15 protein-coding genes are annotated in these 14,289 nt (G+C 66.1%); 10 read left to right on the top strand and 5 right to left on the bottom strand.

Annotated features, from left to right (window positions below; all coding sequences use genetic code 11):
• The first annotated feature begins 104 nt into the window (after window positions 1-104).
• A complete protein-coding gene (locus GJ654_RS08595; protein ID WP_155445737.1) occupies window positions 105-2,435 on the top strand; it encodes an MASE3 domain-containing protein in 2,331 nt (776 codons plus the stop codon).
• A gap of 210 nt (window positions 2,436-2,645) precedes the next feature.
• On the opposite strand, the gene GJ654_RS08590 is transcribed toward GJ654_RS08595, so the two are convergent.
• A complete protein-coding gene (locus GJ654_RS08590) occupies window positions 2,646-3,968 on the bottom strand; it encodes a dihydroorotase (protein WP_155445736.1) in 1,323 nt (440 codons plus the stop codon).
• A 120-nt stretch (window positions 3,969-4,088) separates the two neighbouring features.
• On the opposite strand from GJ654_RS08590, the gene GJ654_RS08585 reads away from it, so the two are divergent.
• Window positions 4,089-4,904, top strand: coding sequence for a YgfZ/GcvT domain-containing protein (locus tag GJ654_RS08585; RefSeq protein WP_155445735.1), 816 nt, complete (start codon window positions 4,089-4,091; stop codon window positions 4,902-4,904).
• Window positions 4,905-5,049: 145 nt separating this feature from the next.
• On the opposite strand, the gene GJ654_RS08580 is transcribed toward GJ654_RS08585, so the two are convergent.
• Window positions 5,050-5,406: a carboxymuconolactone decarboxylase family protein gene (locus tag GJ654_RS08580; protein ID WP_155445734.1), complete on the bottom strand. Its 357-nt coding sequence runs from the start codon at window positions 5,404-5,406 to the stop codon at window positions 5,050-5,052.
• Between the two features lie 200 nt (window positions 5,407-5,606).
• Here GJ654_RS08580 and GJ654_RS08575 point away from each other — a divergent pair, with 200 nt between their 5' ends.
• The 4 genes from GJ654_RS08575 to GJ654_RS08560 all read left to right on the top strand — a co-directional run bounded on the left by GJ654_RS08575 (window position 5,607) and on the right by GJ654_RS08560 (window position 9,357).
• Complete coding sequence (locus GJ654_RS08575; protein WP_155445733.1) at window positions 5,607-6,212, top strand: DNA-3-methyladenine glycosylase I; 606 nt, start codon at window positions 5,607-5,609, stop codon at window positions 6,210-6,212.
• 29 nt (window positions 6,213-6,241) lie between these two features.
• A complete protein-coding gene (locus GJ654_RS08570; RefSeq protein WP_155445732.1) occupies window positions 6,242-6,808 on the top strand; it encodes a YfbR-like 5'-deoxynucleotidase in 567 nt (188 codons plus the stop codon).
• Window positions 6,809-7,050: 242 nt separating this feature from the next.
• Complete coding sequence (locus GJ654_RS08565; RefSeq protein ID WP_155445731.1) at window positions 7,051-8,034, top strand: NUDIX hydrolase; 984 nt, start codon at window positions 7,051-7,053, stop codon at window positions 8,032-8,034.
• Between the two features lie 75 nt (window positions 8,035-8,109).
• Entirely contained in the window at window positions 8,110-9,357 is a 1,248-nt protein-coding gene (locus tag GJ654_RS08560) for a response regulator (protein WP_155445730.1), read from the top strand.
• Window positions 9,358-9,513: 156 nt separating this feature from the next.
• On the opposite strand, the gene GJ654_RS08555 is transcribed toward GJ654_RS08560, so the two are convergent.
• Both GJ654_RS08555 and GJ654_RS08550 read right to left on the bottom strand, forming a co-directional pair.
• Window positions 9,514-10,026: a YchJ family protein gene (locus GJ654_RS08555; RefSeq protein ID WP_155445729.1), complete on the bottom strand. Its 513-nt coding sequence runs from the start codon at window positions 10,024-10,026 to the stop codon at window positions 9,514-9,516.
• Window positions 10,027-10,071: 45 nt separating this feature from the next.
• Window positions 10,072-10,542: a hypothetical protein gene (locus GJ654_RS08550; protein WP_155445728.1), complete on the bottom strand. Its 471-nt coding sequence runs from the start codon at window positions 10,540-10,542 to the stop codon at window positions 10,072-10,074.
• Between the two features lie 114 nt (window positions 10,543-10,656).
• Between GJ654_RS08550 and ychF the strand changes: the two genes are divergently transcribed.
• From ychF to GJ654_RS08530, 4 genes are all read left to right on the top strand, one after another.
• Window positions 10,657-11,754: a redox-regulated ATPase YchF gene (ychF, locus tag GJ654_RS08545; protein ID WP_155445727.1), complete on the top strand. Its 1,098-nt coding sequence runs from the start codon at window positions 10,657-10,659 to the stop codon at window positions 11,752-11,754.
• A 117-nt stretch (window positions 11,755-11,871) separates the two neighbouring features.
• Window positions 11,872-12,129 (top strand): GIY-YIG nuclease family protein, encoded by a 258-nt coding sequence (locus GJ654_RS08540; protein ID WP_425540380.1) that lies wholly within the window; start codon window positions 11,872-11,874, stop codon window positions 12,127-12,129.
• 316 nt (window positions 12,130-12,445) lie between these two features.
• Window positions 12,446-12,862, top strand: a complete 417-nt coding sequence (locus tag GJ654_RS08535; RefSeq protein WP_155445725.1) for a CopG family transcriptional regulator — start codon at window positions 12,446-12,448, stop codon at window positions 12,860-12,862.
• A 19-nt stretch (window positions 12,863-12,881) separates the two neighbouring features.
• A complete protein-coding gene (locus GJ654_RS08530; protein ID WP_155445724.1) occupies window positions 12,882-13,949 on the top strand; it encodes an extracellular catalytic domain type 1 short-chain-length polyhydroxyalkanoate depolymerase in 1,068 nt (355 codons plus the stop codon).
• Window positions 13,950-13,953: 4 nt separating this feature from the next.
• Here GJ654_RS08530 and GJ654_RS08525 read toward each other — a convergent pair whose 3' ends face one another.
• Window positions 13,954-14,136, bottom strand: a complete 183-nt coding sequence (locus GJ654_RS08525) for a hypothetical protein (protein ID WP_155445723.1) — start codon at window positions 14,134-14,136, stop codon at window positions 13,954-13,956.
• Between the last annotated feature and the right edge of the window lie 153 nt (window positions 14,137-14,289).

The raw sequence follows: 14,289 nt of genomic DNA, 5'->3' as shown, positions 1-14,289 counted from the left end.
CCCCTTGATTTGCCTGGGTGAACGCCGTTGCGCGGCGCCGCCTGGACGCCTAATCTCCGTCAAAGTGAGGCCGGCTGGACCGCCGGCTCTTCAGAAAGGCGCCCTTGCCCGAACCGCGCATAACCTCCGCTTCCAGCGAGATCGTCGCGACGATCCGGGCGTTTTCCGCGCTGGAATGGGCGGCGCTGGCTTTCGGCGCCGCCCTCGCGCATCTGGCGGGCGCATACAACTATCTGCTGTTTCACACCGCCGTCGAATTTTTCGCCGCCTGCATTTGCTTCAACATTTTCGTCATCCTCGCCACCACCCAGGACATCAGCCAGAACAACTTTTTGAAGATCATCGGCGTGACCTACGTGTTCGTCGGATTGATCGACCTTTTGCACGCCTTCGCCTACAAGGGCATGCCGATTTTCACGGATTACGACTATTACGCGCCGCAATTGTGGGTCGCCGCGCGCTATCTCGAATCCAGCGCGGCGTTCATTGGACTGCTGACCCTGAACGCGCGCCTCAAGGTGAGCGCGGCGGCGGTGTTCCTGATCGGCTTCGCCATCACCGCCGCCTTCCTGCTCTCCATCTTCCATTACAAGAGCTTTCCGGTCTGCTTCATCGCGGGTCAGGGCCTGACGCCGTTCAAGGTGGCCAGCGAATTCGTCATCATCGCCATTTACACGGCCGCTCTCGTGATCTTGCAGCGGCGGCGCGCGCTGTTTGACGCGGATGTTTTTCGCCTGCTGCGCATTTGGCTGGTCGCGGCCATGATGATGGAGCTGTGCTTCTCGTTCTACACCGCGCCCCTCATGGACGACGCGCTCAACGAACTCGGCCATATCATCAAGATTTTCTCGTTTTACGCGCTCTACAAGGCCATTGTGGTGGGCAGCGTGCGCAATCCGCTCATGCTGGTGGCCCAGGAGTTGCGCGACAGCGAGAAACGGCTGCGGCAGGCGATGGCGGCGGCGGGCCTGACCTATATCGAAATCGATCTCGCCCGTCCCGCGATCCGCTTGGGCGACAATTTCGCCGAGGTGATGGGCTACCAGCCCAAGGCGGGCGCCAGTGCGAACGACATCAAGGCCGAACTTGTCGCCCACATCGATCCCGGGGACCACGTGCGTTTTCTCGACGCGCAGAGGCGCGGCGCCGTGCCCAGGTCGGGGGTCGAACTGCGGGTCATCGGCGACGACGGGCGCATCCGCTGGATCGAAAGCGCCGCCAATGTCCGCGCGGACGGGGACGCGCGCCTTTTTATCACCAATCTCGACATCACCGCGCGGGTTCGCGCGCGCGACGCGCTGGTCGCCGCCAAGAGCAGGGCGGAGCGCGCCGATCAGGCCAAGTCCAAGTTCTTGGCGGCCGCGAGCCATGACCTGCGCCAGCCCGTGCAGGCGCTGATCCTCTATCTCTCGATGATCGGCCGGCAAGTGCAGGACCTGCCCAAGGCGAAGGAGACGGTGAAGCGCATGCAGGGGGCGCTCGACGGGCTTTCCAATCTGCTCACCGCGATCCTCGACATTTCGCGCCTCGACGCCGGCGTGATCGCGCCAAGCCTCGTCTCCGTCGATCTCGACGAGATGCTCGGGCGTCTCGCCAACGAATACGCGACCAAGGCCGCGCAACGCGGCCTGACATTCCGCATCGGCGCGCGAAAACGCTTCGTCCTCGCCGACGAGACGCTCCTGGAGCGCGCGCTGCGCAATCTCATCGAGAACGCCCTGCGCTATACGCACACGGGCGGCGTGCTGGTCGGGGCGCGCCGGCGCGGCGACCGGGTTCGCATCGACGTGGTCGACACCGGCGTGGGCGTCGCGCCCGAGCGTAGGGACGAAATTTTCATGGAGTTCGTCCAGCTCGACAATCCCGGGCGGGACATGGAAAAAGGCCTCGGCCTCGGCCTCGCCATCGTGTCGCGCGTGGCGCGGCTGATGAACGCGACGGTGGAGCTGGCGTCGACGCCCGGGCGCGGCTCGCGATTCTCCCTGGTGCTGCCGGCGGCCGCCCCGCTCGCGGCCAAGACAGCGGCGCCCGAGCCGAGCGCGCCCGGCCAGGGCCGCATCCTGGTCGTCGAGGACAACGCCATCGTCCGCGACGGCCTCGAAGCCATGCTGCGGGACTGGGGCTATGAAACGGTGACGGCGGCGAGCGGCGAGGAGGCGCTCGCGCTGGCGGAGGCGCACGAGCCTTTTGTGGCCCATATGCTCGATTACAGCCTGGGGCGGGGCATGAGCGGATTGCAGACCGCACGCGCGTTGGCGCGCCGCGCCGGGGCGAAGACGCCGACGGTGATCCTCACCGGCGACACCGCCAAGGAACGCATCGCCGAGATCGGCGCGAGCGAGGCCGAAATGCTGCACAAGCCGGTGACGGCGTCGCAGCTGCGGTCGGTTTTGGCGCGGGTTTGCGCGCGCGAACCGCGCGGCGCGGTGAATTGACGACGCGGCTTCCGCGCGGAATTGCGCACGGCTGTCCGGGAAAGCGCCGATTCCGCCATTGCAAGCCCAACTCGAAAGCCATGCACCCCGATGTCGTCGGGGCCGGGCGCGTCCCGGCCATCTCCACGCGGCGCCGCGCGGAGGCCCGGCGCAAGGCCGGGCATGACATCCGTGGGTTGACCGAAGAGCCCCGGGAGAGCGTGGACCGGGTCAGAGCGCCTCCAGAAACCTCACCGGCCGTCCGGTGGCGGGCGTCAAAAGTTCGCCCTCCCACATCACTTTCGCGCCGCGCACGAACGTGCCGACCGGCCAACCTTTCACGGTTTTGCCGTCATAGGGCGTCCAGCCGCAGCGCGAGGCGATCCAGTCGTTGCGTATCGTTTCGACCCGGTTCATGTCCACCACGGTGAAATCCGCGTCATAGCCGCGCGCGATCCGGCCCTTTCCAGCGATCTGGAACAGCCGCGCCGGTCCCGCGCTGGTGAGGTCGACAAAACGTTGCAACGTCAGCCGCCCGGAATTGACATGGTCGAGCAGGGTGGGAACCAGGGTCTGCACGCCGGTCATGCCCGAGGGACTCTCGGGATAGGGCTTTGCCTTTTCCTCGAGCGTGTGCGGCGCGTGGTCGGAGCCGAGCACGTCCACCACGCCCTGTTGGAGGCCCGCCCACAGCGCGTCGCGGTGGCGCGCGGCGCGCACCGGCGGGTTCATCTGGATCAGCGTTCCCAGCCGGGCGTAATCGTCAGCGCTGAGGGTGAGGTGGTGCGGCGTCACCTCGACGCTGGCGATATGTTTGTGCCCCGCCAAAAATTCGATTTCCTCGGCCGTGGTCACGTGCAGCACGTGGACGCGCGCCCGGTGTCGTTCCGCCAGAGCGATCAGGCGTCTTGTGCTGGTCAGCGCGGTGAGTTCGTCGCGCCAGACCGGATGCGAGGCGGCGTCGCCGGGGACGCGCTCGCCCATGCGTTCGTTGAGCCGCGCCTCGTCCTCGCTGTGGAAGGCGGCGCGGCGACGAATGTTTTTCAGGACTTCGGCGACGCCTTCGTCGTCGGCGATCAGCAGCGATCCCGTGGACGAGCCCATGAACACTTTTATGCCCGCTGCGCCCGGCAGGCGCTCCAGTTCGGCGACGTGCCTGGCGTTGTCGTGCGTTCCGCCCACCCAAAAGGCAAAATCGCAATGCATCCGGTCGGTGGCGCGCGAAACCTTGTCGGCGACGGCCTCGGGCGTCGTGGTCAGCGGGTTGGTGTTGGGCATTTCGAATACGGCGGTGACGCCGCCGAGCACGGCCGCCGCCGATCCTGTCTGCAAATCCTCCTTGTGGACCGGCCCGGGCTCGCGGAAATGCACCTGGCTGTCGATGACGCCCGGCAGGATGTGCAGGCCCCGGCAATCCACGACTTCGCCGGCCGACGCGGTGGAGAGATCGCCGATAAACGCGATCTTTCCGCGCAAAACCCCGATGTCGCGCGGCAAAACGCCGTCCTGGTTGACCAACGTTCCGCCGCGCAGGATCAGGTCATAGCTCGTCAAGGGCGTTCTCCGATTTTTTCAGGGGTCGCGGACCAAACTTTGCATAAGTGCGTTATGGTCGGGCTTAAGCGCGTCCGCGCGCCGGCGCAACAGTCAAAAATATAGTGTGGGGGAGGGGACATGAAAGCGGCGAAACTTTCCGATCGCGGCCTGGTTCGGGTAAGCGGACCGGAGGCGCGCGGCTTCCTGCAGGGTCTGGTGACCGGCAATGTCCTGACGCTGGAGCCGGGCGAGGCGCGCTGGGCGGCGCTGCTGTCGCCGCAGGGCAAAATCCTGTTCGATTTCCTGATGAGCGTGGACGGCGACGCGCTGCTGCTTGACGTGAAGGCCGACAAGGTCGCCGAACTGGCCAAGCGCCTCACCCTCTACAAATTGCGGGCAAAGGTCGAGATCGCCAATGTCGGCGCCGATTTTGTTGTCATCGCGCTTTATGGCGGCCCGGTCGGGGAGGGGGCGACGGATTCGCGTCACGCGGAGATGGGCGCGCGCCTGATCGTCCCCGCCGCTGGAGCCGACGCCGCCCTGTTGACCCTCGGCGGCGACCACGGCGCGGCCGACTATGCCGCGCACCGCATCGCCCTTGGCATTCCCGAGGGCGGGGTCGATTTCGCCTATGGCGACGCCTTTCCCGCCGAGGCCGACATGGACCTGTTCAACGGCGTCGATTTCAAAAAGGGCTGTTTTGTCGGGCAGGAGGTGGTGGCGCGCATGCACTACCGCAGCACGGTTCGCACGCGGGTGACCAAGGTTTTGTTGCTGGACGGCGCCGCGCCCGCGCCCGGCGCGCCCATCACGGCGGGCGACAAGTCCGTGGGGACGATGGGCTCCAGCGCCAATGGCGTCGGCCTCGCCCTGCTGCGCCTCGATCGCGTCGAAGAGGCGGCGCAAGCCGGCCTGCCCTTGAAGAGCGGCGAGACCGAGTTGCGGCCGGCGTGAGCGGCGAAGGCGCCGTTCACATGGCCATGGTTCGAGACGGGCGCTGACGCGCCCTCCTCACCATGAGGCGGATTCCTATAAGCAGCCCTCACCCTGAGGAGGCGCGGCAGGCGCCGTCTCGAAGGGCGAGGGCGGTCCACGAAACTCAACCCGCCTTCGGCTCGGAAAACTGGGTGAACGCCTGGAGCGCGTGGCTCGCATACATCACCGAGGGACCCGCCCCCATGTAAATCGCCATGGACAGGGTTTCCTCGACCTCCTCGCGGGTCGCGCCGAGAGCCGCGGCGGCCTTGGTGTGGAAGGCGATGCAGTCGTCGCAGCGCGTGGCGACGCCAATGGCGAGCGCGATCAACTCCTTGGTCTTGGCGTCGAGCGCGCCCGCCTTGGTCGCGGTCTGCGCCAGGGCCGAAAAACTCTTCATCGTGTCGGAGGCCGCCCCGCCGCGCAGGTCGCGCAGCATGGCGGAAAGGGTCTGGGTCGCCTTGGGCCAATCGGAAAACATCGCCAACCTCATTGCTATCGACTGGTGATAATATATTCGATTATTCGTAATTACGCAATAAGACGATCGCATAGGCTGCTGGAGTCGCCCGCACAGGACAACGACGGCGAGGCCTGCCCGCGCTTGCGCAACACGCGGCGATCCCGCCGGTTCTGCGCGCTTGGGTTTTCTCCCGCCATGACATGTTCTAAATCTGTCCCATGAACGACGAGTCAAAGAAACGGGCGATCCTGCACCAGGACGGCCTTTGCCGCTGCCCCTGGCCGGGGTTCGACCCCGCCTATCTCGCCTATCACGACCAGGAATGGGGCGTGGTCGAGCGCGATTCGCGCGCGCTTTACGAAAAACTTGTGCTCGACGGTTTTCAGGCGGGCCTGTCCTGGATCGCGATTCTTCGAAAACGCGACAATTTTCGCAATGCTTTTGACGGGTTCGACCCGCTGAAAATCGCCGCCTATGATCAGGTGAAAATCGAGAGCCTGATGCAGGACGCCGGCATCGTGCGCAACCGCGCCAAGATCACCGGCGCCGTCGCCTCCGCGCGCGCCTATCTCGAAATCGAGGCGGCCCAGGGGTTTTCGAACTATCTTTGGGGATTTGTCGACGGTCGCCCCATCGTGAACCAGTTCCGCACCCTCGCCGAAGTCCCCGCCGCCACGCCGCTGTCGGAAAAACTTTCGAAAGACCTCAAGCGGCGCGGGCTCAAATTCTGCGGCCCCACCATCATCTACGCCTTTATGCAGGCGGTCGGCATGGTCAACGACCATCTGGTGGAGTGCTGGCGCCATCAGGCCTGCCAGTCGTGAGCTCAAAACCCGCAAGAGCCTGGCAGCGCATGTTGTCGGGCCGCCGTCTCGACATTTTGAACCCCTCGCCGCTGGACGTGGAGATCGAGGACATCGCCCATGGCCTCGCGCGTGTCGCCCGGTGGAACGGCCAGACGCAAGGCGGCCAGATTTTCTCCGTCGCCCAGCACTCGGTGGCGGTGGCGGAGATCGTGCGCCTGCTCGACCCCGGCGCCCCGGCGCGCTGGCTGCTGTTCGCGTTGCTGCACGACGCCCCGGAATATGTGATCGGCGACATGATCTCGCCGTTCAAGGCGGCGCTGGGCGGGGTCTATGTGGAGGTCGAATCGCGATTGGCGCGGGCGATCCTGCAACGGTTTTCGCTCAAGCCGGAGGCGCCGGCGGCATTGACGAAAATCACCAAATCCGCCGACCGCATCTCCGCCTATTTCGAGGCCACGCTTTACGCCGGTTTTGCCGAGGAGGAAGCGAAGTCCCTGTTCGGCGCGCCAAAAATCGTGTTGGAGCGGGTCGCGCCGCTGTTCGCGCCGCGCGCGCCCGAAACGGCGCAAGCCGAGTTCTTGGGGAAATTCGCCGAAATCGAGGGGCGTCTCTAACCGCCCGGTCAAAATTTTCGCTATGAAGATGGCATGCGCATCCTGATCGCCAAGACGAACGCCGTCATGCCCGGGCTTGTCCCGGGCATCCACGCCGAGCCGTTGCGACCACGCTTTAGAACTGGACGGACGATAAAGCCCATTCTGCAGCGCCATGCGTTCCATGCTGGCGTGGATGGCCGGGACAAGCCCGGCCATGACGGCCCAAAAGTGCGGGCTCCCATTTCTCGGGCGCAAAACCCATGAACGAGGCCCGTCCCCCCATCGCCGTCGAAATCGGCCTCACCGCCGCCATTGTCGCGCTGCGAGGCGACGCGCCGCTCATTCTGGTCGCGCGCGCCGCCACCGGGGCGGCGGCGGCGGCGCTGCCGTCTGGCCCGTTCGACCCCGTCAATCACCGCACGTTCGAAATCGGCCTGCGCGCCTGGGTCGCCGAACAGACCGGCGCGCCCGTCGGCTATGTCGAGCAGCTCTACACGTTCGGCGATCGTGGCCGCCACAGCCGCGCCGAGAGCCGCACCCCTCATGTGGTCTCCGTCGGCTATCTCGCGCTGACGCGGCTGTCGGGAACCGGCGAGGCCATCGCCCCCGGCGCGGGCTTTCGCGAATGGTACCGCTTCTTTCCCTGGGAGGACTGGCGGCAGGGCCGGCCCGGCCTGCTGGACTCCGCGATCATGCCCGGACTGCGCGCTTTTGTCGCACATAGCGACGGCGGCCCGCTGAAGCGCGGCCTGACCCGCGCCGAGCGCGTCCGCGCCCTGTTCGGCGACGAAGGCGAGCGTTTTGACGAGGAAAACGTTCTCGACCGCTACGAGTTGCTTTACGAAGCCGGCCTCGTCGAGGAAAGCGTGCGCGACGGCCGCGACCCCGCGCCGGCTTTTTATGACACCCCGCTGCTCGGCGAAAGCATGGAGGCGGATCATCGCCGGATTCTAGCGACCGCCATGGGCCGGCTGCGCGCCAAGCTGAAGTACCGCCCGGTCATTTTCGAGCTGATGCCGGAAACCTTTACCCTCACCGAATTGCAGACCACCGTGGAGGCCATTTCCGGACGGCATCTGCACAAGCAGAATTTTAGGCGGCTGGTTGAAGCGTCCGCCGTGGTCGAGCCGACAGGGCAAATGTCGCACGCGACCGGCGGCCGCCCCGCCGCCCTGTTCCGATTCCGCCGGGAAGTGCTGCAGGAGCGCCCGGCGCCGGGGCTGCGCGTGGGCATTCGCGGCTGATTTGGGCAAACTCCGCTCTGGTCGCCGTCGCGATTCGCGCTATAGTCGCAGCTCGGCAAATCAAAAGGATTTGATATGGCGGAGCCGGGCGAGGCGATTCAGACCCATGGCTGGCTGATCGCATGCGACGATCAGGCCCGGATCATCCGTCGTCATTCCGCCAATCTCGCCGAAATCTTTCCGCATTGGTCCGAACCTTTTGTCGGCGCGCGGCTGCGCGACCTGCTCGGTTCCGAAGAATCGCACCGGCTGCGCAACCTGCTGTCACGCTTCGCCGCGCCGGCGCGCCCCGCGCTGGTGTCGGGCTGCCGCTTTCCCAACGTGGACCTCGCCTTCGACGCCGCCGTCCATTTCAACGGCGAGGAAATGGTGCTGGAGCTGGAGCCCAGCGACCTCCACAGCGGCCTGTCGGCGCTCGACCGCGCCGCCGCGCTGATCGACCGGATTGAAGAACTCGGCAATCCCGACGAACTTGGCCAGCGCGCCGCCATGCTCGCGGGCGCGGCGCTGGATGCGGAACAGACTTTTTTTCTGCTGCTGGAGGCCGATAGCGTGCGCGTCGCCGGGACCTACCGGCGCCTGGGCGCGCCGCCCTCCGCGCCGGAAAGCCTGAACGCCTTCTGGCCGGGGCGCCGGCTCTACGCGCTGGGGGATGTTGACGCGCCCGAAATCGCGATCATTTCCGCGCCGGACATGCTGCCGCTCGACGACGGCATGGCCGCGCTGCGCGCGCCGGGCGATCCGCTGCGGCAATGGCTGCGGGACGCCGGCTTCCGTTCCGCGGCCTTTTTGCCGGTGGCGTCGGATGGATTGCGTCTCGCCATGATCGCGGGCCTCGGCCGCCAGCCGCGCTTCCCCAGCCTCGGCCTGCGCGCGGCGCTGGAACTGTTCGCTGAAGCCCTGGCCCTGCGCCTGCGGCTGGTGCTGCCGGCCCACCACGAGGCCTGGGCGCCCGATGCGCAGACCGAGCCGCTCAGCGTGCTGATCGTCGAGGACCAGCATATGGTGGCGACGCAACTCGCCGCCGCGCTGGGCGAGGCGGGCGCAATCGTGGTGCGCATCTGCGGCACGGTCAATTCGGCGCTCGATGCGCTCGACGAGACGTTTGACGCGGCCCTGCTGGATTATTCCTTGGGCGGGGAAAACGTGATCCCGGTCGCCCGTGAGCTCGAAGCCCGCGGAAAACCGTTTGTTTTCGCCAGCGGCCATGGCGACGATCTCGACCTGCCCCTGGCCTTCGCGGGAAAACCGATCGTCGGCAAACCTTATAAGATCGACAAGATCGTCGCCGCGTTGCGCGCGGCGAAGGAGGGGAAGCCGTAAAACCCCTCATCCGACCCCTTCGGGGCCACCTTCTCCCGCAAGGGGAGAAGGAAGCAGGCGGATTCACCGACCCCTGATTTTATCTTCCGAGCGCAGCGGAAGCGAATCCTTCTCCCCTTGCGGGAGAAGGTGGCGCGCAGCGCCGGATGAGGGGATTTAGGCCGCCGCCCCGCAGCATTTCTTGAATTTTTTGCCCGACCCGCAGGGGCAGGGGTCGTTGCGGCCGGGCTGCTTGCCGAGCACCACCGGCGCGTTCTTGATGCTGATTTCGCCGGCGAAATACCAGCGCCGGTCGTCGCCCTCGCGGACGAACCGGGATTTTTCCTTGTGCGGGAGCGGTTTGCCCTTGTGGATGAAATGCGCGGTGAAGGTCACCGTGCCCGCTTCATCGCCTTCCAGGCCCTCTTCGGTCTCCTGGATGTCGATGCCCTGCCATTCCGACTTGGCCCAATTCTCCGTCGACTCGCGATCGAAGGTGGCGCGCTGGTCCTCGGAGAGCGTCTCTTCGAGATAATCGATGTCGGCTTTGACGAAGGCGCTGTAGCGCGAACGCATCAGGGCCTCGGCCGTGGGCGGCGCGGCGGCGCGGGCGAGATAGGGACCGCAGCAGGCGGCGAATTCGCGTTTGTCGTCCTCGCGGACTCGGCAGGGGCAGATGTCTTGCGTCATGGGCGCATAACTAGACGATTCCGCGCTCCGCGCAAGCGGGCGAACTCATCGCGGCTGCGACATCGGGACGCCGCCGGGGTCGAGCGCGCCGAACGGGCTCGCGGCCGACGCTTCCGTCTTCACCGCGGCGGGGTCGCCGGGAGCGGGCGCCGCCGGCTTGGGCGCCGTGATCTTGACCGTGCGCACCGTTTTGACCTGCGCGGCCGAGGGCGTCGCCTCTGGCTCGGGGACGGCCGCGGGCTGTTCGGCGACGGCGGGCGGTTCGGGCGCCGCCGCCGGCGGACTCGCCGGGCTCGCGGAGTCCTGAGGCGCCGGCTCCTGCGCCGCCTCGGCCTCCGGCTTCGCCTTGTCGGCGTTATGCGCGGGACCGTGGACGATGCCGAGCTTCACCGCTTCGTCGTGGTCGATGCACGCGTGCTTCGACACACGGTAGATCTGGCCGCGCGGGCAGCCGGCCTGGGCGGCGCCGGTCGCAAGCGCCAGCGCGAGGAGGGAAAGAGCGAGCGTCCTGTTCATGCCCCATCGGTAAATCACAATTGCGGCAATGTTTCAGCAAGAGATCGCGCCCCCTTGCCTTTTGCGGCCGAGCGCCGCATAGGCAGGTCAATCCTCCCACACGCGAGCGCTCAAATGGGTTTCAAATGCGGCATCGTCGGCCTGCCGAATGTCGGCAAGTCGACGCTTTTCAACGCTCTGACGCAGACGGCGGCGGCGCAGGCGGCGAACTATCCCTTCTGCACCATCGAGCCCAACGTCGGCGACGTCGCCGTGCCCGACCCGCGCCTGGAAGTCTTGACCAAAATCGCGGGCTCCAAGGAAATCATCCCGACCCGCCTCACTTTTGTCGATATCGCCGGCCTGGTGCGCGGCGCCTCCAAGGGCGAGGGTCTTGGCAATCAGTTTTTGGCGAACATCCGCGAATGCGACGCCATCGCCCATGTCGTCCGCTGTTTTGTCGACGGCGACATCACCCATGTCGACGGCGAGGTCGATCCGATCCGCGATATCGACACGATCGAGACCGAGCTGATGCTCGCCGATCTGGACTCGCTGGAAAAGCGCGTCAACAACCTGGAAAAGAAGGCCAAGGGCGGCGACAAGGAGTCCAAGGAGCTCCTCGATCTCGTCAACCGCTGCCTCGTGCTGCTGCGCGAGGGCAAACCGGCGCGTCTGGTCGAGCGTGCGCCCGAGGAGCGAAAGGTTTTTTCGCAGCTCGGCCTGCTGTCGTCCAAGCCTGTGCTCTACGTGTGCAACGTGGAGGAAGCCTCCGCCGACAAGGGCAATGAGCACTCGCAAAAGGTTTTCGCGCGGGCGGAAGAAGAGGGCGAGGTGGCCGTCGTCGTCTCCGCCCAGATCGAAAGCGAAATCGCGGTGATGCCGGCCGCCGAGCAAAAGGACTTTTTGGAAGCCGTCGGCCTTGAGGAGCCGGGCCTGAACCGCGTGATCCGCGCCGGCTACGGCCTGCTGCACCTCATCACCTATTTCACCGTCGGCCCCAAGGAGGCCCGCGCCTGGACCATCGAGAAGGGCACCAAAGCCCCGGCGGCGGCGGGGGTGATCCACACCGATTTCGAAAAGGGGTTTATTCGCTCCGAAACCATCGCCTACGACGATTATGTGGCGTGCAACGGCGAGGCGGGCGCGCGTGAAGCCGGTAAATTCCGGCTGGAAGGCAAGGAGTACACGGTCGCCGACGGCGATGTGCTGCATTTCAGGTTCGCGAATTAAGGGCGGCTATCCTTAGCGCCCGGCTCCGCGCCGTCCCGCCGCACCCTCTCCACCGTCATGACCGGGCTTGTCCCGGGCATCCACGCCGTTCACCATGCAGGGATGAAGGGCGGATGGGTGTACATCGTCACGAACAAGCCGAACGGCGTGCTTTACACGGGCGTCACTGCGGACTTGGCGCGCCGCATTCATCAGCACCGTACTGGCGCGTGTGACGGCTTCACCAAGCACTATGGACTTGCGCGCCTCGTATATTACGAGCGCCACGGCGACATCGTCGCCGCGATCCAGCGCGAGAAAAACATCAAGCACTGGCCGCGAGCGTGGAAGGCGCGACTGATCGTGGAATTCAACGAGTCCTGGCGAGACCTGTAGAAGACCTCGCCTGACGCGCCCGGCTGCGCGTCTCACGGCCCGGCGTAGATGGCCGGGACGACGCCCGGCCATGACGGTTGATACGATTTCCGAAGGATCAGTTCGGAAATCGTATTCCGCTCGCGCGGAAATCCGCCCTTCGCCTGAAGGATTTCCGCGCGATTTCGTTTTCGCGGATCGCGAAGCGATCTTGCGGAAACCGTATGATGGGTGCGGACAGGGCAAGGCCGAACCCAAGAAATCGCCCCGCCCGCTCTTGCGCCCATCGCCATCCACTCCCATTTACCATCCATACGGATGGCCCAGGGATGGAAAAATGGCAGGAAATGTTCAGGACCTTCGCCCGAAAACCGACAGCGAGAAGATCACCATCAATCTCGGCTATGTCGACCTCGGGCAAATCGACCTCCTGGTGAAGGAGGGGTTTTATTCCAACCGCACGGATTTCATCCGCACCGCGATCCGCAACCAGATCGACCGCCACACCGATGCGCTCAAGCAGTCGGTGGCGCGGCATCAGCTTGACCTCGGCCTGCGCCGCTTCGGCCGGCAGGAATTGGAGGCGGCGCGCGCCGCCGGCCAGATGCTGCACATCCAGGTGCTCGGGCTCGCCACCATCGACCCCGATGTGTCCCCGGAATTGGCGCGCGAAACCATCGGCTCGCTCAAGGTGCTGGGCGCCTTGCAGGCCAGCCCGGACGTCAAGGCGGCGCTGCGCGACCGTCTGCTCTAACTTTTAGAAGGACAGGCGCATGCCGCGTTTTCCCAAATTCGACCTCACCGAGGCGACCCGCCTCACCCGCTCCGGCCGTCTCAAGGAGGCGATGGCGCAATTGAAGGACGTCCTGCCCGGCCTCGCGCGCGACGCCGCGCCTTTGGACCTCCGGGGCGCCAAGCATTTTTTGCACGGCCTCGGCGACCGGCTTGGCGATGGCCTGAGCGGCCTCGAAGGCCTCGTCGGGCGCGGGCCAAAAATTCCCGTCCCCGTGCCGAGCGGCGCGAGTTACGAGACGCGGGTTCACACGGGCGCGGCGGGGCGTCGAAACTACAAGCTCTACATTCCCTCGGGCTATGGCCAAAAGCCCGTGCCGCTGGTGGTGATGCTGCACGGCTGCACGCAGTCGCCCGACGATTTCGCCCTGGGCACCCGCATGAACGAACTGGCGGAGGAGCAAGGCTTTCTCGTCGCCTATCCCGCGCAGGCCCAGTCCGCGAACGTTTCAAAATGCTGGAACTGGTTTAACGAGGCCGACCAGCAGCGCGGCCAGGGCGAGCCCTCGTTGATCGCGGGAATCGCGCGTGAATTGGTCGCGGACCTCGCCGTCGATCCGGCGCGCGTCTATGTCGCGGGCCTGTCGGCGGGCGGCGCGGCGGCGGCGGTGCTCGGCGCGACATATCCCGACGTGTTCAAGGGGATCGGCGTGCATTCGGGCCTTGCCTGCGGCGCGGCGCGCGACTTGCCTTCGGCGCTCGCCGCCATGAAGACCGGCGCGCCCTCGTCACGACGCCATGCCGTCCCGACCATCGTCTTCCATGGCGATGGCGACAGGACCGTGAATCCGGTCAATGGCGATCACGTCATCGCGCAATCCAGAAACGGCGCGCAAAAACCGCGCGTGGAGGGCGGCGTGTCCCAAGGCGGCATGCGCTACACCCGCATCGTCTACGAGGACGGTTCGGAGCGCCCGGCGCACGAGCACTGGGTGTTGCACGGGGCGGGGCACGCCTGGTCGGGCGGCAGCGCGTCGGGTTCGTTCACCGATCCGCGCGGCCCCGACGCCAGCCGCGAGATGATGCGGTTTTTTCGCGAGCGGTCGTAAAACCTCAGCCGGCGCCCGGATCAGTCTCGAAGCCGAATTCCATTTCGTCGGGCAGGGCGCCGCAGCCGGGGCAGGCGTCCCAATTGGTCAGTTCCGGGCGGGCGTGCGGACCGGCCGGCGGGAAGGCGGCGCGACGCGGCTTCTTGTCTTCGTCGGCATCGGTGGTGGGGACGGGCGGCAGAGTCATGCGGGCCTCCGGGACGTGGCGCGAGCCTGCTCACATTTGAGGCGCGGCGCATTGGTAATCGTTGGCCTGTATACGCCTTCTTAATCTTTCCGCATCGTGACGCGATGTCGCAACGCATGGTTTTCCCGGGACCGATGAGTCGCTACAACGCCC

The sequence above is a fragment of the Rhodoblastus acidophilus genome, assembly GCF_009720655.1.
Taxonomy (GTDB): domain Bacteria; phylum Pseudomonadota; class Alphaproteobacteria; order Rhizobiales; family Beijerinckiaceae; genus Rhodoblastus; species Rhodoblastus acidophilus_A.
Note: the sequence above shows the minus strand (reverse complement) of the source record. Positions and strands in the feature narration are given on the sequence as shown.